Below are 21431 nucleotides of genomic sequence, written 5' to 3'. Positions count from 1 at the left end.
CTTAATCGTTTTCCTTACTAATAAATTCTAATTTAAAATGAGGTCCATCTTTACAGCCCACACTTAACCTACCATCAATTTGATCAACTAATGACTTTATCATACTGATACCAAAAGAGCTACTTTGCTCAAAATGTTCTTGAGTTATACCGTCTCCATTATCTTTTAAATTGATCATTATTTTATCAGCGTTTGTTTTTGCAAGGAGTTCAATTTTCAATTCTTCTTTTCCGCTGTGCTTGAGTGAATTAGTGACAAGTTCATTCAAAATTAATCCAAGCGGAACAGCTTGATCTAGATTGAGTTTAAAATCGTCTATATCAAGGATAAACTCCACATTAGAATAGTTGCTTTTAAAGGCGATGGATAAATAGTCTAGAAGTTCTTTAATATAATCCTTACAGTTTACCTCGGTATACTTTTCGGTCATGTATAACTTTTGGTGTAATAATGATAGAGCTTGCATTCTTAACTTACCTTCAGTTAGAGCCATTTTTGCATCAATATTATCCGTACTTCTACTATGAAGATTAAGAATGCTTGATACCAATTGAAGATTATTTTTAATTCTATGATTTAATTCTCTTAATAGAAGTTCAATTCGGTTATTTCTGGAAAGTAATTTATCATTTTGGCTTTCAATTTCTTCCTTTTGAGCCAATACTTCTTCAGTTCTGTTCTTAACCAAACCTTCAAGTTTTCTATTTGTGCTCTTAATAATATTAAAGCGCCACTGAATGATTAAACCTATAATTAGGATTAATGAAAATGCAAGAATTGTTCTAAACCACCAGGATTCATACCAATAGGGTAATACAGTAATGGCTAAGGAGGCCTCCTCTTTGCTCCAGATATTTTCATCATTTACAGCAATTAATCTTAACTTATAATCACCAGCTGGTAAATTACTGAAACTTACATTTTTTTTAAGAGATGGAGACCGCCATTCAGTGTCTAAGCCTTCCATTTTTAGAGAATATTTATTTTTTTGGCCGTTTATGAGGTTTAGGGCATCGAAGTTGAAATTTAGTAAGAGATCGGTGGGCTGAAAGCTTAATAAACTAGATTCTGATAAAGTAGAATTCAATAAATCAGGTCTACTTGCCATGTTCACAACTGAATTATTAATAGATAATTGATCAAAATATGGCTTGGGTGGCATTTTATTATATTCTAATTCATCAGGATTAAAATGCACAATCTCTCTTGAAGTTCCGAAGTATAAATGATTATCCTCACTTTTAAATGCAGAACCAAAAATGAAATATTCTTCTCTTAAACCATCACTACCATCATATATTGAAAATTGCTTTTCATCATTCATTTTAGCAAGTCCAGAGGCTGTTGCTACCCAAAGATTTCCATTATCATCTTCTAATGTTCCACTAATAACATTGGATGGGAGACCATCTTTTTTATAGTAGCTGGTAAAAGTATTAGTTGTAAAACTGAAAAAATTTAATCCTAATTCAGTGCTGATCCATAAGCCATTTTTTGAACTATTAGCAATATGGTTAATATTTCCATTGCTTAAATCTCCTTTTTTTCTGGAAGGTGAAAATTTCTCAAACACGCCATCCTTTAATAAGTGAAGACCATCAGCAGTGCCAACCCATAACCTTTTATTATTATCTTCTGTTATATATTTAATATATTCATCACCACTATTTTCAAGATTTGATAAATCGCTTACGAAGTAAGGGTTTAATTTTTGCTTTTCTAGATCGTATTGATATAATCCTTTGAGGCTATTACCCAACCAAATGGTATTATTATGATCTACATAAATTCTTAAATTGAAATTTAAATTTGAGTCTCCAGAATCGTTTCTAAGCTTAGTAAGTTTCCTTTTATGATGATCCCAATGGTAAATGAAATTACCCCAAACGGATATTAGATACTCATTTTCATTATATCGAGTGATTTGAGACATTCTATTTACACTACCTTGGTCACCATTATTCATTTTAAAGATTTGATGAGAATTGTCTTTTTGATTCCATACGATTAGGCCAGAATAAGAAGTTATGAGTAATTCGTCATTACTATGTTGGATGTAGCTAGTATATCTGTTAAGGTATTTATCAGTATTAGCGGGAAGAAAATTATGATACTTAAATTTATTGAATGAAGGATGCGATTGATATACTCCTCCATTATTTACAGCGGCCCAAACCCCACCCAAATTATCTTCAAAAACATTATAAATGCTATTTCCACCTATATTGTCCACATCCTTTTGATGCGCTTCTACCCAAAAAAATCGTTCTTTCTTTTTATTGTAATAGTTTATTCCATTCATGGTTCCAAACCATATGATATCAGAGTTTTTGGGACTTTTATATATTGAAAAGCATACATTATGACTCAGGCCTTTACCATTTTCAGGATTAGCTGAAATATGTTTTACTTTGAATGATCGTAGATCAATTATTTCTAATCCTCCACCAGTACCAACCCATAGTTGACCATCATATTCAAGTAAATCGTAAACATAGGTATACCTCAGACCAGGTATACTATCGTTTTCCTTTCCTATGGTTTTAAATTTTTCAGTTTGGAGATCAAGTATGTTTACACCATTTCCAGTTGCAATAAATAGTTGTGAGTTATCCTTTGAGAGCTTGATAGTCCTTACTGTTAAATCAGCCAGTCCATCTTGAAGTCCGAAGTGTTGAAATTTCCCAGTTTCGGGATTCAGTTTGTCAAGTCCTTCATTAGTTCCAATCCATATATTTCCATCCGAATCTTCAGCTATCCCTCTAACTTTGTTGTCACTTAAAGAATTGGAATCTCCAGTAATATGAGCGTAGTTTGAAAATTGATCCAGTTTAGGATTATATTTTGATAGACCACCACCGTAAGTACAAGCCCAAATATTACCCTTACTATCCTCGAACAATTTCCATACAAAATCATACACCAATGAGTTTGGATCAGATATTATATGATGGTAATGTTTATATTCACTTCCGCTGTATCTCCAAAGTCCATTTTCTCCTCCAATCCAGATGAAACCACTATTGTCTTGAATAATGCTGTAAGGAAAAGGTTGATCCAAACCTGAAGCTTTATCATGATGTCTGAATTCTATGGAAACATCCTGAGCCAGAAGTATAAACTGCATAAATATAAAAAGAGCAGTAAAAAGGTACTTAATCATATAACAATAATTTGAATAATTAAATTATAAAACAATACCTATAAATCTGTATTTTTCGGATAGAATTAATCTATTATTATGATATGAAGTTCTAAAAAAGAATTTGTAGAAAATATTAGAAGTAGATGAATATAAAAAAAGGTGAGCTTTTCACTCACCTTTCAATATTTACAGGAATCAAAGAATGTTATTTCTTTTTACCTTTTGATTTTCCTTTTTTCGCTTCCTCACTTGCCTTCATTGCCTCTTGTAATCTTTGCTGAAATTTAGAAGTCTTTTTGTTAGCATTCTTTTTCTTGTTCTCTTCTAAAATCTTAATGATTTTATCCTCATCAATCATTCTTCTGATTAAAGTTTGCTGACCAAATGTGATAAGGTTTGCGATTAAATAATAGAAACTTAATGCTGCAGGGAAACTATTTAATACGAACATAAAAATGATTGGCATTAAATATTGAATGTTTTTCATTGGTCCTTGTACTGAGCTCACTTGACCTTGCGACCAAGTAATCAGTAGGGTAGATGCAGTCATTAAAATAGTGAATAAACTCACGTGATCTCCATAGAATGGTATTTCAAAGGGTAAGTTTACTATACTATCATAAGTTGATAAATCGCTCGCCCATAAGAATGCTTCTTGTCTCAATTCAATTGAACTCGGGAAGAAGTAGAACATGGCAAATAAAATAGGCATCTGTAATAGGAGAGGTATACAACCTGAAAGTGGATTTACCCCTACTTTTCTATAGAGCTCCATCTGATCTGCCTGAGCTTTTTGCATGTCACCTCCATGCTTTTCCTTAATCTCATCTAATTGAGGTTTCAATACCTTGGTTTTGGCCATTGAAACATATGATTTATAAGAAAGTGGCGATAATGCTAGTTTGATTAATAAAACTAGTATAATAATAATTACACCATAATTACTGATGTATTTCTCTAAAACATAAAATACGTTAATGATAACGTACTTATTAACTAAACTAATTGGGAACCATCCTAAGTAAACGTTTTCCTCAAAATCAGGAGCCACCTTTTGTAAGGCCTTGTAATTATTAGGACCAAAATAATATTTGAATTCAGCAGCTTTATTCTGAAACTCGCTATATGCGATCTCAACTTTTGCAGTACCTCTTTTAACATAATCATCTGAAAGATCTTCAATGTTAGTGCTAAATTCAGCTCTGTTCATCGGAATGTCAGTGATGATAGCCTCCATGAAGAAGTTTTGCTTGAATGAGAACCATTTTACAGCTTCAGTCAATTGTTCACTATCATCTTCAGATCTCTCACTTAAACCATCCATTCCTTCAGTTTCAGAATAATAGTTTACAGTGGCTTTAACTCTACTTTGCTCAAGGTCTTTTTCAAACTTGCGCATTTTTTTATTCCATCTTAGCGTAAGTTGATCGCCTAAAATTTCATTAGTAAAGCCATTGAAGGCAACAGCATAGCCTACTTCATATTGATTTCCTGAAAGTGTATAGATTTGCTCTATGCTTTTATTAGCGTCAATCTGAGCAACATATTTAAATTGAATAGTATCACCATCAGTAATTTGTCTTTTAGGTGCATCTACTAATTCAAAATAAAGATCGTACAAGTTTACAGGACCAGTAGCCGTATTAAAAATTAACTCTTTTTCTTCATCAGCTTGTTGCGTTATGGTAATTGGTTTTCCATCAAAAGTTTCAAAATCTTTTAGCTCAACTGAGTTGATTCTACCTCCTTTAGTATCAAAAGATATTTGAAGCTTATCTGTATTAAAGGTTGTGATTTCAGATTCACCTTTAGCCACAGTAGCAAAAGCACCATATTGGTTAATTAATTCTTGATTTACAGTAGAATCATTTTTAAATTCTTTGACTTCTGGAGTCCTTGTTGTTTCAATTTGACTTTCATCGATTTGTTCTATTTTAGTATCCTCACCATTTTCAGGTATTTTTGGTTCTTCTGCAAAAAACCAAAAATAAGCTATCATTAAAATAGAAATCAGGATAAGTCCTGTTGCTTGATTTTTGTCCATTTAAATTTTAATTATTCGATTCTGATAATATTTTATGTTCTAAACTAGCTTTTACAAATCGCACAAATAATGGATGTGGATTTAATACAGTACTCTTAAGCTCAGGATGAAATTGTGTTCCTACAAACCATGGATGATCTGGTATTTCTACAATTTCCACTAAATTTCTTTTTGGGTTTTTACCTGTGGCAATCATTCCCGCAGCTTCAATTTCCTGCAAATATCTATTATTAAATTCGTATCTGTGCCTATGTCGTTCAGTAATTTTTGTTTTTCCGTAAGCTTGATAGGCTTTTGTGTTCTTTTTGATTTCACATTCGTAAGAACCAAGTCGCATAGTACCTCCTTTTTGAGTAATGCTATGCTGTTCTTCCATTAAATCAATAATTGGATTTTTTGTTTTCTCATCAATCTCAGTAGAAGAGGCATCTTTCAGGCCTAATACATTTCTAGCAAATTCAACAACCGCACACTGCATTCCTAAACAAATACCAAAGAATGGTAATTTCTCTTCTCTACAATATTTAATGGTTTGAATTTTCCCTTCAATTCCTCTTTCACCAAAGCCTGGAGCTACTAATACACCATGAACGCCTTTCAAAATTGAGGCTACATTTTCTTCATTGATTTCTTCCGAGTGAATCCATTTTACATTTACTTTAGTCTCATTTTCTGCTCCCGCATGTATGAAAGCTTCAGTAATTGATTTATAGGCATCAGGTAGTTCTATATACTTACCCACTAATGCAATACTGATTTCAGATATTGGATTCTTTAATTTACCAAGGAAATTTTTCCATTGTGTTAATTCTGGTTCCAGTTTATGAGAAAGCTTTAATTTAGCTAAAACCCTTTCATCAAGTTTTTCTTTTCTCATTAGTAATGGAACATCATAGATTGAATCAGCATCCATCGCTTCTATAACAGAATTAATATTTACGTTACAGAATAAAGCTAATTTCTTTCTAATTTCTTGAGGTAACTTATGTTCAGTTCGGCATACTAAAATATCAGGTTGGATACCTGACTCTAATAACTGCTTTACAGCATGTTGTGTCGGTTTAGTTTTTAATTCGCCAGCAGCACTTAAATAGGGAATTAAGGTAAGATTGATAACTAGAAAATTGTTAGGTCCAACATCCCATTTTACTTGTCTTACGGCTTCAATAAAAGGTAGTGATTCGATATCCCCTACACAACCACCTATTTCAGTGATTACAAGATCATAATCATTTTTCTCGGCTACTGAATATATATTTCTTTTTATCTCGTCCGTAATGTGTGGAATAACCTGTACAGTTTTTCCTAAGTAAGCGCCTTCTCTTTCTTTGGTAATTACATTATAGTATATTCTTCCGGTAGTTACATTGTTTTCTTGAGAAGTATTTATGTTCAGAAAACGCTCGTAATGTCCTAAATCTAAATCAGTTTCAGCACCATCTTCTGTAACAAAACATTCTCCATGCTCATAAGGATTTAATGTGCCTGGGTCAACATTTATATAAGGATCTAGTTTTTGGATGGTAACTGAAAACCCTCTTGCTTGAAGTAATTTAGCTAAAGAGGCTGCAATAATTCCTTTACCTAAAGAGGAAGTTACACCACCAGTAACAAAGATGAATTTAGTATTTTTTCGAGATGCCATAAGTTAATTTTGAAATGCCTGCTATACTTATGGGATACAAAGGTAGTATAAGCATTTTAAATAATTCATCTATTTTGGATAATAATATAAATTTTTCTGATATGAATTCAGAAAGCTTTCATAGTTAATAGGTTAATCTAACTTAATACGATTATTGGATGATATTAATTTGATTATTCTCAATTTAAAACCTCAAATTCTTTAAGATTTGGATACATATTTAAAGAAGGCCATGTATTAAGTTCTGATATATTTATGGTCATTACACTTTCATGTGAAGTAGCAATCTTGGCACCTTCTGGCGTAGTATTCCAATCATCCCAAGTGAATTTCATTCCACCAATTGGAATTATTTGAACCCACATTTTAACGTATTCAGCTAAAGCCGTTTTTTTGTCAACCACCCAAAGATAAGAATCGCCCGGTGTAACACCTCCAGTTTGATAAGTTACCAATAAGCCTTCTTTATTTTCATCGGTTTGAGGGACATATTTTCTAATCGTTCCGTTATCTTTTATTTTTGTAATGGGATTTAACCAAAATGAATCATTTGCCCAAATACCATAAGCTTCATCTAGCAGTTTATTAGATACTTCTTCTCTTTCTATTTTTTTCTCTTTTGCAAATGCTACACCTTCTTTGGTTCCAAGTTTTATAAATACATCATAGTTATCCCATGATACTTTTGCCCGATGATTTACTTTGTCCCAAACTAAGTGACGCTGACCAGTAAAATTCCATTCTACTACTGCGATAGCATGCCAGGCGGAATCATTAACTGCCTCAAGCATTCTATTAGCTAATTCTTCAGCTTTTGGACCTTCTTCCCCTGTAGGTAAATCTTCATCTACTATTAGATAGGCGAAATAACCAATGAGTCCTAAGCTTAATAATATGATGATAATCCACTTTAAAACTTTCATATATAAATATAGTTTAGAATGGGACGAATATGATTTTTTTAGTATCAAAGAATTCTTCTTCGAAATAATCCGATATAGACACTTCTTGATACATTCTTTTAATTTCAGACATTTCTTCCTCTAAATCTCCACCTTTTAAGGCAATTACGCCACAATTATCTTCAGGCTTGTTTGAATAAATCTTTTGATTAACCCAATGTAAGAATGGCTTCATTCTGGTTACAGCTCGACTTATTACAAAATTAAATTTACCTTTTGTCTTTTCCGCTCTTTGATGAAATGCTTCAACATTTTCTAATCCCAATGCTTCAATTACTGCATTTACAACTTTAATTTTTTTGCCAATGGAGTCCACTAAAGTGAATTCTGCATCGGGAAATAAAATTGCTAAAGGGATTCCAGGAAAACCACCTCCAGTTCCAACATCTAAGATTTTTTTTTCAGATAAATCTTGAAATTTAGCTATTGCTAAAGCATGGAGTATATGCTTTTCATAAATGTTTTCAATATCCTTTCTTGAAACTACATTTATTTTGTCGTTCCATTCAGCATATAAACTTCCTAATTCTTTAAATTGGGCTTTTTGTTGCTCACTTAAATCAATAAAGTATTTTTCTATAATCGCACTACTATCCATCTTAGAATCTATTCTCTTTTCCTTCAATTAATTCTCTCATTAATTCTCTGGATCTATGTAATTGTGCTTTTATAGTTCCTAAAGGGGCTTCTAATTCAGTTGCAATTTCCTCATAAGATAGTTCTTGAAAATATCTTAGCTTCACTAATCGCTGATATTTTGCAGGAAGTTTATCAACGAACATTCTCATTAATTCAATTCGCTGTTCTTTAATAGCTTTATCTTGAGGGGTTAAATTCCCTTTATCTTCTACATCAATCTCTACAGCATCACCATTATCATCTTTATAAGACGAATGAATGCTAATGGTTCTTAATTTCTTTTTTCTAATAAAATCAATAGCATTATTGGTGGCAATTCTGAAAAGCCAGGTACTAAATGTATAATCTTTTTTAAATCTATGTAAACTTTTGAAAGCTTTTGAAAAAGCTTCTATAGTAAGGTCCTCTGCATCATCAACATTACGAACCATTTTTAAAACCATGTGATAAACTGGTTTTTTATATCTTTTCATTAACTCAGCATAGGCCATTTGGTCTTTGGCAATTACTGCTTGATCTATTAGTCTGAAATCTTTTAACGCCTTCTCTGAGAAATTTCTATTTTTATTTATTTCCATTTATGATGCTTAGTTAGTGAAGCATATACTCCCCATATCCAATAAAACCCTACAAAAAAGAATTCTGTGATAGGTAAAAAGTAATGCCTAAAAAGTATTCCAAAATTAATGCTAAGCTTGTAAAACACGACATATTGTCCTATCAACCTTAGTAAAAAAGTTAAACTTAAAATTAAAAATTCAGTACGACTTCCCAAGATTAAACTAAATATTAATAAAATCCATATTAATGTTTGGCTAAAATGAAATAGTCCGAGTTTAAACTTGTCTTTATTTTTATAATATTTCCCTACTGATAAATGTCTTTTCTTCTGATTTAAATATTCCTTCCAGTTCGATTTGGGAGTTGAAAAAGTAATCGCATCAGGCGAAATGCAAATTTCAGTATTATCTTTATTCGCATTTTTATTAACCCATAAATCATCATCTCCCCCCATTATTTCTTGGAAACCATCAAATCCATTTGTTTTTAAGAAAAATGATTTTCTATACCCAATATTTCTTCCTACCCCCATATAGGGAGAATTTTTATAGGCAAATGATAAATATAATAAAGCAGTTTGAAGCGTTTCAAAATTTATAAATTGACTTAAAAAGCCAGAACCCTTATGGTATAATGAAACGCCTAAAACGATATCTATTTTATTTGTAAATAAAGATGACATTCTGTCAATCCAATTTGAAGAAGATGGCTTACAATCAGCATCACTCAATAGCAAAATTTCATTATTTGCTTCTTTTACGCCAATTGTGATTGCATATTTTTTAGGATTATAATGATTTGGTACTTTGTCTATATCAATAACTTTAAGTTTTCGGTTTTGTAATTGAACCTTATTTAACCACTCTTTTGTGCCATCTTTTGAACGATCATTGACTAAAATAACTTCATAATCCTCATAATGTTGGTTTAAAAAGGAGATTAAATTGGTTTTCAGGTTTTTTAACTCATTATGAGCACAGATTATTACAGATACGGGCTTTTTTGATGACTTATTGAAATCATGATCTGACTTATGAAAAATAAAAGGTATAAAGTATTTTGACTGAAAGTATAATTGAATCAGAAATGAGAAAATAAATGCAATACCTAGTAAGCTCATTTCAGTCATTTTATAAATTGATTTTGCATTTCAACAAAGATATTAGAAAATAAAAACTATAAATTCTTCAGAAGCTATATTTTTGCAATCTTATGCAATTTACTATTTCAAATAAAGATAAAAACTCAAGTGCTAGGGCAGGAGAACTGACAACAGCACATGGAACTATAAAGACACCGATATTTATGCCGGTGGGTACGGCTGGATCTGTGAAGGCAGTGCATCAGCGTGAATTAAAGGATGATATTCAAGCACAGATTATATTAGGAAATACGTATCACCTTTATTTAAGACCGGGATTGGATGTTTTACAAAAAGCAGGGGGGCTTCATAAATTTAATGGTTGGGATAAACCAATTTTAACTGATAGTGGTGGTTATCAGGTTTATAGTCTTTCTGGCACTAGAAAAATTAAGGAAGAAGGAGTAACTTTTAAATCTCATATCGATGGTTCTAAGCATATCTTTAGCCCTGAAGGAGTTATGGATATTCAGCGAAAAATAGGCGCTGATATCATTATGGCCTTTGATGAGTGTACACCTTATCCATGTGATTATGAGTATGCTCGAAAATCTATGGATATGACTCATAGATGGTTGGATAGATGTATTCAGCAATTTGACAATTCAGAAGGCCTATATGGTTATGAACAATCTCTATTTCCTATTGTACAAGGAAGTACCTATAAAGATTTAAGAAAGCGTTCAGCGGAAGAAATTGCTTCAAAGAATAGAGCAGGAAATGCAATCGGAGGTTTATCAGTTGGTGAACCTGCTGAAGATATGTACGAAATGACTGAATTGGTTTGTGATATTCTCCCGCAGGATAAACCGAGGTATTTAATGGGAGTAGGTACTCCTGCTAATATATTAGAATGTATAGCACTGGGTGTTGATATGTTTGATTGCGTAATGCCAACCAGAAATGCAAGAAATGGAATGTTATTTACGACAGAGGGTATCATCAATATTAGAAATAAAAAGTGGGAAGATGATTTTTCTCCGATCGATCCTAATCTTGGTACTTATGTGGATACATTTTATACAAAAGCGTATTTAAGACATTTAATTCATTCTAAAGAAATACTTGGAGCTCAAATTGCGAGTATTCATAATTTAACTTTTTACCTTTGGCTAGTGGGTGAAGCTAGAGAACAGATTATCTCTGGCACATTTTATGATTGGAAGGAGAAAATGGTCAAAAAATTAATGACTCGTCTTTAAGAATCAATATGAAGTTATTAGACAAATACATACTTAAAAAATTCTTGTCAACATTCATTTTCGTGGTTTTAATCATCTTGGCAATCGTGACAGTGATTGATTATACAGAAAAGAATGATGATTTCATGGAGCATAATCTATCATTATTGGAAATACTACCCTATTATGGAGCCTTCATACCATGGATCGGAAACTTGATTACTCCAATTACCATTTTTATTGCTGCTGTATTTGTTACTTCTAAAATGGCTGGGCATACTGAAATCGTAGCCATGCTGGCTAGCGGTATGAGCTTCAGACGTTTTTTATTTCCTTACATGCTGGGAGCTGGTATTGTAGGATTAGCTAGTTTTTTCTTAAACGCCTACATCATTCCAGATGCTAATAAAACCCGAATTGCTTTTGAAACTGCATATGTAAAAAAACCATTCTATTTTACTGATCGAGATATACACCTCAAAATAGCCCCTAATACTTATGCATATATGGAAAGCTACAATAATCAAAGAGATGTTGGTTATAGGTTTACATTAGAACTAATAGAAGATAAAATATTAAAAGAAAAGCTAAGTGCTAGAAGAATTGAGTGGGACTCTGCCCAAAGTAAATGGAAAGTGAGAGATTGGGATTTAAGAAAGTTCAATGGAATGGAAGAAATAGTTGAAAAGGGTCGAGAAATGGATACCGTTTTGAATATCACTCCAAAAGATTTCGGTAACACTTATGGACTTCAGGAAACACTGACCCTAAGTGAGTTAAATGATTATATTAGCTTATTGAAAGAACGGGGTGCAGATAATGTGAAAATTTACCTAATTGAGCGCTATATTAGATTTATGGCTCCATTTGCGGCCATTATTTTAACATTTATTGGAGTAGTAGTTTCATCAAAAAAGAAAAGAGGGGGGACGGGGTTTCAAATAGCCCTAGGATTTGTGATTGCTTTTGTATTTATCATATTCTTCATTTTAAGTAAAGCAATAGCTGAAAACTCTTCTATGAACCCAATATTAGCGGTATGGCTACCGAATATTACTTTTTCTATTGTAGGCCTAATACTTTATAAATTCGTACCACGATGACAGAAGAATTAAAAAACTATCTACAGCTTCATTTTGTAGTTTTAATTTGGGGATTAACAGCTATTTTAGGATTGCTTATTAATGTTTCAGCTGTTGCGGTAGTTTTTTATAGGACGCTCTTTTCTACGATAATTCTTTTAGGGTTATTACTTCTTTGGAAAAAAAGTTTTAAGGTTGAATTTAAAGAGTTTTTCAAGATAATCGGGGTTGGGTTAATAATTGGATTGCATTGGATATTATTTTTTGCTGCTGCTAGAGTCTCTACGGCTTCCGTTTGCCTTGTGGGTATTGCTACATGTTCATTCTGGACTAGTTTAATAGAACCACTCATGAGTAGTAGAAAAATTAAAATCTATGAATTGTTATTAGGGATATTAGTTGTTCTTGGATTGTATATAATCTTCAGATTAGAATTTCAATATATCGAAGGTTTAATAATGGCAATTCTGGCTGCAATGTTAGCTAGTGTTTTTACTGTGCTAAATGGAAAACTAACTCATAAGCACAATCATTATGTTATAACTTTTTATGAAATGATGGGGGCATGCTTATCTTCACTTTTATTTATCCCTTTGTATCTCTATTATTTCGATACTGAAATTGTAAACTTCATTCCAAATCAATTGGACTGGGTATATCTTTTATTATTGGCTGGTATTTGCACAGTATTAGCATTTTCAATGTCAGTAAAAATACAAAAAGTTTTAAGTGCTTTTGTAGTAAACCTTACAGTCAACCTTGAACCTGTTTATGGAATTGTATTAGCTTTTGCTATTTTTGGTGAGAAAGAAAAAATGAGTGCTGGATTTTATTTAGGTACTGCCATTATTTTACTTTCTGTACTAAGCTACCCTCTAATTAATAGAGTAGTGAAAAGAAGAGCTTTACAAAGTGACATAATTAGGTGATTATATGAGTTTTAGAAATATTTTTTTATTCCTTTTAGTAAGTTTTTTAAGTACAAATTTAATAGCCCAAAATGATATTGAATTAGAATCACCAGCACTACTTGAAGCGAAAGTAGGAGAAGGGGTTGTATTCTTAGTTAAATATGACAGACAAAATAATCAAGACCTAAAGCTTACATGGAAAAGCAGTATTTTGGATGCTAATTTTGATGATCAAGAAGGTGAATTTTATTGGAAAACTGATGCAAATGATATCGGCTTACATTCAGTTTTTTTCTACTTAAAGGATTCAGCTGACCAGATCGTATCAACTTCTAAAACTTTGATTAAAATTAATGCCTATGAATCAGTACCTACCATTGAAATGGAACCAGATTCATTAGAGAGTAGAGCTTTTATAAAACTTTTACAGGGAGAAGAATACAATTTAGAGTTTGTTGCCACCACTGCAAATAGTTCAAATGAGGATGATGTCATTCTAAATTACATTTGGAATAATAATACGGATTTAAATTCAATCGATCAGGCTGAGACACATATTATTGGAAATAGATTGCTTTTGACCTGGACGCCAAGCCAAAATCAGGCTAGTAAAAAATATTTTGATTTAGATTTGATCGCAGTAGATAATACTAATGCGGTAAATAGACGAAAATATCGTTTTCAAATAGTAAGTCAGGAGTTACCTCCTCGTTTAAGAAATAATGTAAATGATTCCTACATCATCACAGCTGATCAAAAGTTGGACATTGATTTTTCTGTAAATGATCCAAATAATGATCCTATAGTGTATTCAGTTGATATTCCTGTTAATTTGGGGGCTCCTTCAATTGACCAGAATGGTATATTTAGTTGGGAACTGAGTGCTATTGAAATGAGTAATATTAGTTCTTATTTTCCATTAAAAATTACGCTTAGAGCTGAAGAAGCTGATGACTCTAAGAATTTTGTAGAAAAAGAAGTTACTATACTTAAAAGTGATAAAAATGACCCTCCTTCTATTACAAAATTAAGTAATCTTAGTATAAGAGAGGGATATGATTTAAAGAGAAGGATTTTTATTAAAGATAATAATCATCCGATTTCTGATTTAACATTTACATTAGAAAATGAACCAGATTGGTTATATGTTCAACAACAGAATGGCAGAGTTTTCCTTATGACTGATACCATTGGGTTTGATATTGTAAAAGCTGATGGAATACCAGTTCAATTTGATGTTTTATTTACTGTAACTGATCCAGATGGGGCTTCTGATAGTAAATTCTTTACAGTTACTGTAAACGAGGGTGTAAACACGGAAAAACTCTATGAACAGCTCATTGATTATCAAAAATCAACTGATGCTTTATTAGTTGGACTTAGAAAGCAGATTAAAGAACTGGATAGTAAAGTACAAAGAAATCAACGCTTAAAGAAAGGATTATTATTCACCACTTTTTTTCTGGGTACTTTTAGTGCAACAGGTTCATTCTTTGAAGATCATACTATTGCAAACAAATCTATACCCTATGCTGGGGCATTATTAGCAGTAACAAGTAGTGTTAATGCACTTGCTTTTAATCAAGAGGGGAAAATTATTAATTTAAGAGGGAGATTAGAAGATGTTGAAAAATCTATAGTTCGAAATAAAAGTTATTTGAACACCTATTCAATCGAAGATGAAAATGATGATGAACTTCGTAATAGTGAATTAGTAAATAGAGTCCAATCATATAGGCAAGCTTTAATTGAACAAAGAATTGAATTAAGGAGATTAGAAGATGAGTATAGGGATTTGAATTACGTTCAAAGAAAAGTAAGAAAGTTTAATAAGAAGGGGAAAGTTGATAATTTAAGATGGAATTTTATTGATAAGATTTAAGAGTTCCATTCTCCTGCATTTTTTATTCAATTTGAATACCAGTGACCTTTTATCTTCAAATGAGTTTATTTTAAAACTAGATGTAATCCTGTAAATAAAACATTATCAATCATTTACTGTTTCAATTGCTTACTAAAAACAAACGAGATGAAAAAGTTATTGAAAGTAGTTGTATTAAGTGTATTTGTATTAGGATTGTCATTCTCAGTTAAAGCTCAAAACAAAAATATTGTTGAATTAGCGGTAGGTACTGAGTCCCTTTCAACATTGGTAACAGCAGTAAAAGCAGCTGGTTTAGTAGAAACATTGAGTGGAGCAGGTCCATTTACTGTTTTCGCCCCAACAAATGCAGCATTTGAGGCTCTTCCAGATGGTGTTTTGGAGTCACTACTAAAGCCCGAAAATAAAGATCAATTAGTAGCAGTTTTAACGTATCACGTTATTGGAGCAAAGGTAATGTCAACTGATTTGAAAGAAGGTCAAAAAGCTAAAACTGTACAGGGTGAGGAAGTTAGCATTAGTTTAAAAGGTGGTGCTACTGTAAGCGGAGCGAATGTTGCGAAAGCAGATATTAAGGCATCTAATGGAGTAGTACATGTTATTGATGCAGTTGTTTTACCTCCATCAATGAAATAATTTGAATAATTAGATACCATGAAAACCTCAAAAATTAATTTTGAGGTTTTTTTATGTTTATAATTTTAATATTTGATCAGCCTTGATTGATTCAACGTCCGAGTTATCATTAAATAGGCCAAAAATAGTAGAACCACTGCCGGTCATGCTTGCATAAATTGCACCCAAATCATAAAGAGATTGCTTAATTCCTTTTAATTGAGGGTGCTTTTGAAAAACTGATTCCTCAAAATCGTTTTTAAGTTTATCCTTCCAATCCTGAATAGCGAAATTGTTAATCACTTCTTTTACTGATATTTCTGGTTTTTTGGGAATAATGCCGCTGTAAGCTTCTGCTGTTCCAATATGAATTCCAGGATAAATAATTCCTAAATACATACCAGAAAGGTCTAGATTACAATCCTCAAAAATTTCTCCTCGTCCACTTACAAACTTTGGTTTGTTTTCTATAAAAAAAGGACAATCGCTACCTAATTGAAGTGCCATTTCCTCTCGTTCTGAAATGGATAAATTCAAATTAAAATAATCATTTAAGAGATTTAACATAAAAGAGCCATCAGCCGAACCTCCACCCATACCAGCTCCCATTGGTATATGTTTATGAAGAATGATTTTGACATTGGGGATGTTATAACGTTCCTTAACAGTATTAAATGCTTTGATCACTAGGTTATGCTCATAATTTCCAGGGATTTCTAAACCAGTAGTCTGAAATTCCAATTTTTCAGAAGGGATTATTTCCAAGGCATCTTTGATAGGTATAGGGTAAAAACATGATTCAATATCATGATAACCATCAGCTCTTTTGGCTGTGATGTTTAGTCCTAAATTAATTTTAGCGTTTGGAAATACGAGCATCTGGTGATTTTGAAAACCTGTCAGGTTTTGATATTGATAAAAGGCAGTAGTTTATTATACTCCGCAATCAAATATAGGGTAAACCTGACAGGTTTATGGTAAATAGAATTTATTTCATTTCGTCAATTAGCTCCTCAGAGATTCCAGTGAATGAATAACCACCATCATGGAATAAGTTCTGCATGGTAACTTTTCTCGTGAAATCAGAGAACATCATAATGACATAATCTGCACATTCTTCGGCCGTGGCATTTCCTAATGGGGACATTTTTTCAGCAAAGTTATAGAATGAATCAAATCCACTAATACCAGAGCCAGCAGTAGTAGGAGTAGGGGATTGAGAAATAGTGTTTACTCTCACATTCTTTCTTTTTCCAAAATGATAGCCATAGCTACGTGCAATTGATTCTAATAATGCTTTGGCATCAGCCATATCGTTATAGAATGGATATGTACGCTGAGCTGCGATATATGATAAACCTAAAATAGAACCGTATTCATTCATTACGTCCATTTTATCTGCTGTTTGCATCATTTTATGAAATGACACAGCTGAAATATCATAAGTCTTTTGCAACCAATCATAGTTTAAATCATTGTAGGCTTTTCCTTTTCTCACATTTGGTGACATACCAATTGAGTGAAGAAGGAAGTCAAAGTTTCCACCTAATATTTCTTTTGATTCAGTATATAATTTAGTGATATCATCAACAGAAGTTGCATCGGCAGGAATCACTTCAGTATTACATTCTTTAGCTAGTTCCTGAATGCCTCCCATTCTTAAAGCAACTGGAGCATTGGTTAAAACAAATTGTGCACCTTGTTCTTTTGCTTTTAAAGCGACTTTCCAAGCAATAGAATTTTCATCTAATGCACCTGTTATAATTCCTTTTTTTCCTGCTAATAAGTTATTTGACATAGTTTTCTGTGTTGTGTTTGAGCAAAAATATAAATTAATTATTGAGTATAATATTTAATCCAGTAAAAATGAATGCATTTATTGATTCAAATTGGGATCAAATTTTTTCTTTGCGCCTTCCTTACCCTCAGTATAGTTGTAAAACACTCTTTGAGTTGGGTAAGCAAAATCTATATCATCTTGCTTTGCAAAATTATCTAATATTGCTTCCCATACATTATTTTCTACTACTCTTCTTTTTTTAGGCTCAGATAAAAAACGAATGGTTAATTCTACCCCGCTATCCTTTACTTGTGTATACACAATAGGAGTGAGGTTACTGTAAAATATCATATATTTCTTCGAAGCTTCCAGTAACTTTCGCTTTGCAGAAAAGGATAACTCTTCTGCATGGATATTGATGATATTTTCTAAAATCTCTTTAGCTTTTCTCCAATTGCTTTCAAAGGTTACTAATACTGGTAATTCAAGCCAAATATGACTAAAACCTTGATTATAATTCGCCTGACTTACTTTAAAAACTTCACCATTTGGGACGTGAATAATTCTTCCAGTACTTTGTTCTGCAGCTACCCAATTGCCAATTTCATTAATAGTAAATTGAAAAAAACGGATATCGATCACATCTCCAGAAACACCTCCGATTTCAATTCTATCCCCAACTTCAAAAGGTTTACGAACGACAATAAAGAGCCATGCTGCTAAATTTACTATGGGGACTTGAAGTGCAATGGCTAAACCGGCACTTACTAAACCTAGAAATGTACCTATTGAATCAATCTTATCAATCCAAATATTAGCTAGCGCAATAAGTAAAATGATATAATAGGCATTTTTAACCCCATTCTTCCATTGATAGCGATCTTTTACATCTTTAAAATTCTTGAAAATTAATTGAAGAGCTAAAAACCTGATAAGCAGTAAAACAAATAAAGCTAAAAAGCTATGAAATATTTTTAATTGCAAATCAGGGCTAATTTGCCACTCATTTTCGAAATATGACATGATGTTTTCGACCATATCGCAATATAGGAAAATGCAGATTCTATTAAGAAAAGTTTAGACTTAAGCTTCTAAAAAATATTAAAACCTTTTCAATGCTAAATCACTCACATGATCCCCAATAGATAGGGAAGAGGTAGCCGCTGGAGAAGGAGCATTGCAAACATTTACAGCATTGCTTTCCTCTAGTATCAAGAAATCATCAATTAAGCCGCCATTTCTGTCACAAGCTTGCGCTCTAACACCCGCACCACCAGGAGTTAAATCACTTTCAGTAATGTCGGGCAAAAGCTTCTGAAGAGCAGTTGTAAAGGCTGATTTAGAGAATGAACGATACATCTCCCCAAAGCCAGTTTTCCAGTATTTAGCGGCTACTTTTTGAAAACCGGGCCAAGCCAATGATTCTCCTAACTCAACTAAATTGAATAATGACTTTCGGTAGCCCTCTCGTTTGAAAGCTAGTACCGCATTTGGGCCTGCTTCAATACCACCATTGATCATTCTAGTGAAATGTACACCTAAAAATGGGAAGTTAGGATCTGGAACTGGATATACTAAATTCTTAATTAAATACTGCTTTTCTGGCTTAATCATAAAATATTCCCCTCTGAAAGGAATGATTTTTAAATCAAGCTTTTCCGTAGTGAGTTTAGCAATTTTATCAGAATACAATCCAGCACAGTTCACCACTAATTTGGTTTCATAGCTATTGTTATTTGTTATAACAGTAGTCACTCCACCTTTTTCTTGAATATCAGTCACTTTTTGACTTAGGATTATTTCTCCGCCTAATTCTTGAAATTTTTCAGCATACTTTAAAGAAACAGCAGTATAATCTATTATTCCGGTTTGAGGCACATAAATACCTGCGATTCCATTTACGTAAGGCTCTCGCTCTTTTACTTCTTCTTTAGTAAGTCTTAACAAACCCGACAATCCGTTCTGATTTCCTCTTTCCTCAATCATGGATAAGGTCGGAAGTTCTGATTTATCTGTAGCCACAATTACTTTACCACATAGTTCATATGGAACTCCTTCTTCATCACAGAATTTTAATAGTTGGTTGTAGCCATCAATGCAATTTTTAGCTTTTAAACTACCAGGTTTATAATAAACACCTGAGTGAATTACTCCACTATTATTACCCGTTTGATGTTGTGCTAGCTTTTCTTCCTTCTCCAATAATAAAACGGATAACTTTGAATTCTTTTGTTTGATTTTCAAAGCTGTGGCTAAGCCTACAATACCACCACCAACTATTATAATATCTTTCATTTTTTAGATTTTAGGATCTATTTTCTAGAGACTAGATTTTAGGATTTTTACTATAAAATTTTTCAGATAAATAACACCCTTTATTAAACATCCATTACTCAAATAGTAAAAATATTTATAATTATGGATTGAACTTTCAAAAGAGCCTTTAAATTTAATTTACAATAACTAAATAGTAATTCTTTTTACCCCTTTGCACTAAAATGTATTTTCCTTGAAGCAAAGTAAAATCAACTCCCGCATTAGCATCCTGAACTTTCTCTTTATTTACACTTACTCCTCCACCTTTAATCATCTTTCTGGCTTCACCTTTAGAAGGGAAGATTGTTCCTTGCGTTAGTTCAGAAAGAAAGTCTGTTACATTTTCAGTATTGTCTAAGTCAGATTTATTAATTGTGATTTGAGGGACCCCTTCAAAAACGCTTAATAAAGTTTCTTCATCAATACTCTTTAATTCTTCAGTGGTTGATTTTCCAAATAAGATAGAAGAGGCTTTCAGAGCCATATCTAGAGCTTCTTGTGAATGAACTCTAACGGTTAATTCTTCAGCTAAAGCTTTTTGAAGAACTCTTAAATGTGGTGCTTCATTATGCTCTTTTTCTAATGCTTCAATTTCTTCTTTTCCTTTTGTACTGAAGATTCGGATGAAGTTACTCATGTCTTCATCCGAAGCATTTAACCAAAACTGATAGAATTTATATGGGGAAGTTTTTTTAGGGTCAAGCCATATATTTCCACTCTCAGTTTTACCAAACTTTGAACCATCAGCCTTTTTAATCAATGGACAAGTAACCGCAAAAGCTTCCCCTTGCTCCATCTTACGAATCATTTCAGTACCAGTAGTAATGTTTCCCCACTGATCAGAACCACCCATTTGAAGCTTGCAATTCTTTTCTCTGTATAAATGAAGGAAATCATATCCTTGCACGAGTTGATAGGTAAACTCTGTAAAGCTCATTCCTTCGCTAGATTCAGATGACAATCTTTTCTTTACAGAATCCTTCGCCATCATGTAGTTCACTGTGATATGCTTTCCTACATCGCGGATGAATCCTAGGAAACTGAAATCTTTCATCCAGTCATAGTTATTCACTAGTTCAGCTTTATTATCAGCTTCATCATCAAAAACTAAGAAGTTTTGAACTTGAGCTTTTATAGCGGCTTCATTATGTCTTAAAGTAGCTTCATCCAATAAGTTTCTCTCTTTTGATTTTCCCGATGGATCACCTATCATTCCAGTAGCACCACCTAATAAAACGAATGGTTTATGACCAGCATCTTGAAAATGCTTTAACATCATGATTCCAACTAAATGACCAATATGAAGAGAATCAGCTGTAGGGTCAATACCCACATAAGCACTGCTCATTTCTTTTGCCAATTGTTTTTCCACGCCCGGCATCATGTCGTGAATCATGCCTCTCCATTGAAGCTCTTCTATAAAATTCTTTTGCATATTTCTATTGTTGAAAGTCAGATTACTTGTAGTGGCTGCAAATATAAAAGGCTTAGTAAGGAAATAATAGTGAATTTTAAATTAGATTTTGG

The 21431-nt window shown here is 32.6% G+C and carries 17 protein-coding genes; 5 read left to right on the top strand and 12 right to left on the bottom strand.

Annotated elements, in window-relative coordinates; translation table 11 throughout:
- Window position 1: 1 nt before the first annotated feature.
- The 7 genes from QYS48_RS16080 to QYS48_RS16050 form a co-directional block, all read right to left on the bottom strand.
- Window positions 2-3163, bottom strand: a complete 3162-nt coding sequence (locus QYS48_RS16080) for a two-component regulator propeller domain-containing protein (RefSeq protein ID WP_308356820.1) — start codon at window positions 3161-3163, stop codon at window positions 2-4.
- Between the two features lie 187 nt (window positions 3164-3350).
- Entirely contained in the window at window positions 3351-5189 is a 1839-nt protein-coding gene (gene yidC / locus QYS48_RS16075) for a membrane protein insertase YidC (protein ID WP_308356819.1), read from the bottom strand.
- 7 nt (window positions 5190-5196) lie between these two features.
- Window positions 5197-6834 (bottom strand): CTP synthase, encoded by a 1638-nt coding sequence (locus tag QYS48_RS16070; RefSeq protein ID WP_308356818.1) that lies wholly within the window; start codon window positions 6832-6834, stop codon window positions 5197-5199.
- A gap of 179 nt (window positions 6835-7013) precedes the next feature.
- Window positions 7014-7757 (bottom strand): hypothetical protein, encoded by a 744-nt coding sequence (locus tag QYS48_RS16065; RefSeq protein WP_308356817.1) that lies wholly within the window; start codon window positions 7755-7757, stop codon window positions 7014-7016.
- Window positions 7758-7770: 13 nt separating this feature from the next.
- Entirely contained in the window at window positions 7771-8394 is a 624-nt protein-coding gene (rsmG, locus tag QYS48_RS16060) for a 16S rRNA (guanine(527)-N(7))-methyltransferase RsmG (protein ID WP_308358439.1), read from the bottom strand.
- Between the two features lies 1 nt (window position 8395).
- Window positions 8396-9013, bottom strand: coding sequence for a sigma-70 family RNA polymerase sigma factor (locus QYS48_RS16055; RefSeq protein WP_308356816.1), 618 nt, complete (start codon window positions 9011-9013; stop codon window positions 8396-8398).
- Window positions 9004-10116, bottom strand: a complete 1113-nt coding sequence (locus tag QYS48_RS16050) for a glycosyltransferase (RefSeq protein WP_308356815.1) — start codon at window positions 10114-10116, stop codon at window positions 9004-9006. Before QYS48_RS16050 ends, QYS48_RS16055 begins: the two co-directional genes overlap by 10 nt.
- 92 nt (window positions 10117-10208) lie before the next feature.
- Here QYS48_RS16050 and tgt point away from each other — a divergent pair, with 92 nt between their 5' ends.
- The 5 genes from tgt (at window position 10209) to QYS48_RS16025 (ending at window position 15829) form a co-directional block, all read left to right on the top strand.
- Window positions 10209-11339 (top strand): tRNA guanosine(34) transglycosylase Tgt, encoded by a 1131-nt coding sequence (gene tgt, locus QYS48_RS16045; RefSeq protein ID WP_308356814.1) that lies wholly within the window; start codon window positions 10209-10211, stop codon window positions 11337-11339.
- A gap of 8 nt (window positions 11340-11347) precedes the next feature.
- Window positions 11348-12421, top strand: a complete 1074-nt coding sequence (locus QYS48_RS16040) for an LptF/LptG family permease (RefSeq protein WP_308356813.1) — start codon at window positions 11348-11350, stop codon at window positions 12419-12421.
- A complete protein-coding gene (locus QYS48_RS16035; protein ID WP_308356812.1) occupies window positions 12418-13329 on the top strand; it encodes a DMT family transporter in 912 nt (303 codons plus the stop codon). The genes QYS48_RS16040 and QYS48_RS16035 overlap by 4 nt, the downstream gene beginning before the upstream one ends.
- A 4-nt stretch (window positions 13330-13333) precedes the next feature.
- Entirely contained in the window at window positions 13334-15193 is a 1860-nt protein-coding gene (locus QYS48_RS16030; protein ID WP_308356811.1) for a hypothetical protein, read from the top strand.
- 147 nt (window positions 15194-15340) lie between these two features.
- Entirely contained in the window at window positions 15341-15829 is a 489-nt protein-coding gene (locus QYS48_RS16025) for a fasciclin domain-containing protein (protein WP_308356810.1), read from the top strand.
- Window positions 15830-15886: 57 nt separating this feature from the next.
- Here the strand turns inward: QYS48_RS16025 and ispE are convergent, their stop codons facing one another.
- From ispE to tyrS, 5 genes are all read right to left on the bottom strand, one after another.
- Complete coding sequence (ispE, locus tag QYS48_RS16020; protein WP_308356809.1) at window positions 15887-16687, bottom strand: 4-(cytidine 5'-diphospho)-2-C-methyl-D-erythritol kinase; 801 nt, start codon at window positions 16685-16687, stop codon at window positions 15887-15889.
- A 109-nt stretch (window positions 16688-16796) separates the two neighbouring features.
- Window positions 16797-17606, bottom strand: a complete 810-nt coding sequence (locus QYS48_RS16015) for an enoyl-ACP reductase (protein WP_308356808.1) — start codon at window positions 17604-17606, stop codon at window positions 16797-16799.
- 78 nt (window positions 17607-17684) lie between these two features.
- Entirely contained in the window at window positions 17685-18611 is a 927-nt protein-coding gene (locus QYS48_RS16010; RefSeq protein WP_308356807.1) for a mechanosensitive ion channel domain-containing protein, read from the bottom strand.
- A gap of 78 nt (window positions 18612-18689) precedes the next feature.
- Window positions 18690-19883 (bottom strand): L-2-hydroxyglutarate oxidase, encoded by a 1194-nt coding sequence (gene lhgO / locus QYS48_RS16005; RefSeq protein WP_308356806.1) that lies wholly within the window; start codon window positions 19881-19883, stop codon window positions 18690-18692.
- Between the two features lie 154 nt (window positions 19884-20037).
- Window positions 20038-21339: a tyrosine--tRNA ligase gene (tyrS, locus tag QYS48_RS16000; protein WP_308356805.1), complete on the bottom strand. Its 1302-nt coding sequence runs from the start codon at window positions 21337-21339 to the stop codon at window positions 20038-20040.
- Window positions 21340-21431 lie beyond the last annotated feature (92 nt).

The sequence above is a fragment of the Marivirga arenosa genome, from assembly GCF_030503895.2.
Taxonomy (GTDB): domain Bacteria; phylum Bacteroidota; class Bacteroidia; order Cytophagales; family Cyclobacteriaceae; genus Marivirga; species Marivirga arenosa.
The sequence above is the reverse complement of the archived record's forward strand: the minus strand, read 5'-3'. Positions and strand labels throughout refer to the sequence as shown.

Excerpts from the sequence above, each read along its gene's own strand:
- QYS48_RS16080 (WP_308356820.1), bottom strand. The coding sequence starts at position 3,163 with ATGATTAAGTACCTTTTTACTGCTCTTTTTATATTTATGCAGTTTATA.
- lhgO (WP_308356806.1), bottom strand. The coding sequence starts at position 19,883 with ATGAAAGATATTATAATAGTTGGTGGTGGTATTGTAGGCTTAGCCACA.
- tgt (WP_308356814.1), top strand. The coding sequence starts at position 10,209 with ATGCAATTTACTATTTCAAATAAAGATAAAAACTCAAGTGCTAGGGCA.
- QYS48_RS16010 (WP_308356807.1), bottom strand. The coding sequence starts at position 18,611 with ATGTCATATTTCGAAAATGAGTGGCAAATTAGCCCTGATTTGCAATTA.
- QYS48_RS16015 (WP_308356808.1), bottom strand. The coding sequence starts at position 17,606 with ATGTCAAATAACTTATTAGCAGGAAAAAAAGGAATTATAACAGGTGCA.
- QYS48_RS16065 (WP_308356817.1), bottom strand. The coding sequence starts at position 7,757 with ATGAAAGTTTTAAAGTGGATTATCATCATATTATTAAGCTTAGGACTC.
- QYS48_RS16025 (WP_308356810.1), top strand. The coding sequence starts at position 15,341 with ATGAAAAAGTTATTGAAAGTAGTTGTATTAAGTGTATTTGTATTAGGA.
- QYS48_RS16035 (WP_308356812.1), top strand. The coding sequence starts at position 12,418 with ATGACAGAAGAATTAAAAAACTATCTACAGCTTCATTTTGTAGTTTTA.
- QYS48_RS16070 (WP_308356818.1), bottom strand. The coding sequence starts at position 6,834 with ATGGCATCTCGAAAAAATACTAAATTCATCTTTGTTACTGGTGGTGTA.
- QYS48_RS16040 (WP_308356813.1), top strand. The coding sequence starts at position 11,348 with ATGAAGTTATTAGACAAATACATACTTAAAAAATTCTTGTCAACATTC.
- rsmG (WP_308358439.1), bottom strand. The coding sequence starts at position 8,394 with ATGGATAGTAGTGCGATTATAGAAAAATACTTTATTGATTTAAGTGAG.
- QYS48_RS16030 (WP_308356811.1), top strand. The coding sequence starts at position 13,334 with ATGAGTTTTAGAAATATTTTTTTATTCCTTTTAGTAAGTTTTTTAAGT.
- yidC (WP_308356819.1), bottom strand. The coding sequence starts at position 5,189 with ATGGACAAAAATCAAGCAACAGGACTTATCCTGATTTCTATTTTAATG.
- QYS48_RS16050 (WP_308356815.1), bottom strand. The coding sequence starts at position 10,116 with ATGAGCTTACTAGGTATTGCATTTATTTTCTCATTTCTGATTCAATTA.
- ispE (WP_308356809.1), bottom strand. The coding sequence starts at position 16,687 with ATGCTCGTATTTCCAAACGCTAAAATTAATTTAGGACTAAACATCACA.
- QYS48_RS16055 (WP_308356816.1), bottom strand. The coding sequence starts at position 9,013 with ATGGAAATAAATAAAAATAGAAATTTCTCAGAGAAGGCGTTAAAAGAT.
- tyrS (WP_308356805.1), bottom strand. The coding sequence starts at position 21,339 with ATGCAAAAGAATTTTATAGAAGAGCTTCAATGGAGAGGCATGATTCAC.